A 1,246-nucleotide genomic window follows, 5' to 3' on the forward strand; every position below is an offset into this window, starting at 1 on the left:
GGATTGCCATCCTGACATGAGGCTAGCACGGCTTGTGCCCCGCGCCAGTGTCAATCTGCCGACCATGGGCACAACTATACCATTACTTGCTACGCTGCTCGGGATAAGCACGGCCGACGCGGCCAGAAATGGGATTGGGATCGCCATGGGTCGTCACCGCAAACCCGATGCGTTGAGCAATGCGGAGCATCAGCGCAACCATGTCGCGCGGCACGGGCTCAAGCTGATCAGGGTGACGCCAGCGGTGCATGAGGCGCTGCACGCCGCCTGCAAGCGGACGGGTGATCCGATCAGCAGGGTGCTGCTCGACGCCCTGCAGGCGCTGTCGATGAGGCTCGATCAGCAGGCTAAGGAAGTCGCGCTGGCCAAGCTCGAGGCGACACCACCCGCTCCTACCAAGCCGCGCCGCAAGCGCGCGCGGCCCCCTAAGATCAACGCGCCGGACCTGTTCTCGGGGGAATGACGGCGGTGCCTGACGGGGGTCCTCACACGTCCATTTTTCTCAGCTGCTGAGATTTATATCGACGCATTCCCGCCCGCGTGACGAGGTCGATGCGGCACGATTCGCCCGTTCGGCTCACAGCTGAGGGAGAGGTTCAAGCGGGAATCGTAGGTAAAGAAATTCGTTTATAGATCTATCGGTTAGCTCTGGATGGCTGCGGTCGGGGCGAGTTGTTCGGCCCGTCGTGACGGCGAAACTCGCTGCCCTCTTGCCCGTCGTGACGAAACTGTCCTGCGATGGCCACGCTCAAACCATCGCCCGAATCTGCCCCCTCTGACCTGCCTCATGGCGAGGTCGGCAGCCCTCCTCTCGGCGCCACTGCCGCCACCTCCACCAGCCAGGGCACCGCCCTGCTGCGGGCGCTGGTGACGGCACTTGCACGCCAGGCGGCACGCGATGCTTGGGCGCGCGGCCATGCCCCTGAACCCATTCGCATGGAGGTCACCCCATGACCCGACCCGACAGCCACATGCCGCCCTCACCGCCTGAGCGGCACCTCGACGCCGATGCCCGCTTTCTCACCGTGGCGCAGGTCGCCCAGCAACTGTCCTGCTGCACCAAGACCGTGCGGCGGATGATCGATGCGCGGGAGCTGCCCATCCACCGCATGGGCAAGCGGCTCATCCGCATCGCCGCGAGCGACGTGGAACGCTTCATCAGGAGCAGCAGAGCATAAGGGGTCTGAATGCCCCTATTTACTCTAATGTCTACCTAATAAGCGACCTTAGTGATTGCGGTTATGAA

General features: G+C 63.5%; 3 protein-coding genes. All 3 read left to right on the forward strand.

What is annotated here, in order from left to right:
• A partial coding sequence (locus tag EOD42_RS25600; RefSeq protein ID WP_206020472.1) for a hypothetical protein occupies positions 1 to 463 on the forward strand: 463 nt, incomplete at its 5' end.
• 275 nt (positions 464 to 738) lie between these two features.
• Positions 739 to 954 (forward strand): hypothetical protein, encoded by a 216-nt coding sequence (locus EOD42_RS25605; RefSeq protein WP_127790440.1) that lies wholly within the window; start codon positions 739 to 741, stop codon positions 952 to 954.
• Positions 951 to 1,178, forward strand: a complete 228-nt coding sequence (locus EOD42_RS25610) for a helix-turn-helix domain-containing protein (protein ID WP_127790441.1) — start codon at positions 951 to 953, stop codon at positions 1,176 to 1,178. Before EOD42_RS25605 ends, EOD42_RS25610 begins: the two co-directional genes overlap by 4 nt.
• Positions 1,179 to 1,246: the final 68 nt, after the last annotated feature.

It is taken from the genome of Rhodovarius crocodyli, assembly GCF_004005855.1.
Taxonomy (GTDB): Bacteria; Pseudomonadota; Alphaproteobacteria; order Acetobacterales; family Acetobacteraceae; genus Rhodovarius; species Rhodovarius crocodyli.

Bases quoted from the DNA above. Each gene is read 5' to 3' on its own strand.
- EOD42_RS25610 (WP_127790441.1), top strand. From the start codon at position 951: ATGACCCGACCCGACAGCCACATGCCGCCCTCACCGCCTGAGCGGCAC.
- EOD42_RS25605 (WP_127790440.1), top strand. From the start codon at position 739: ATGGCCACGCTCAAACCATCGCCCGAATCTGCCCCCTCTGACCTGCCT.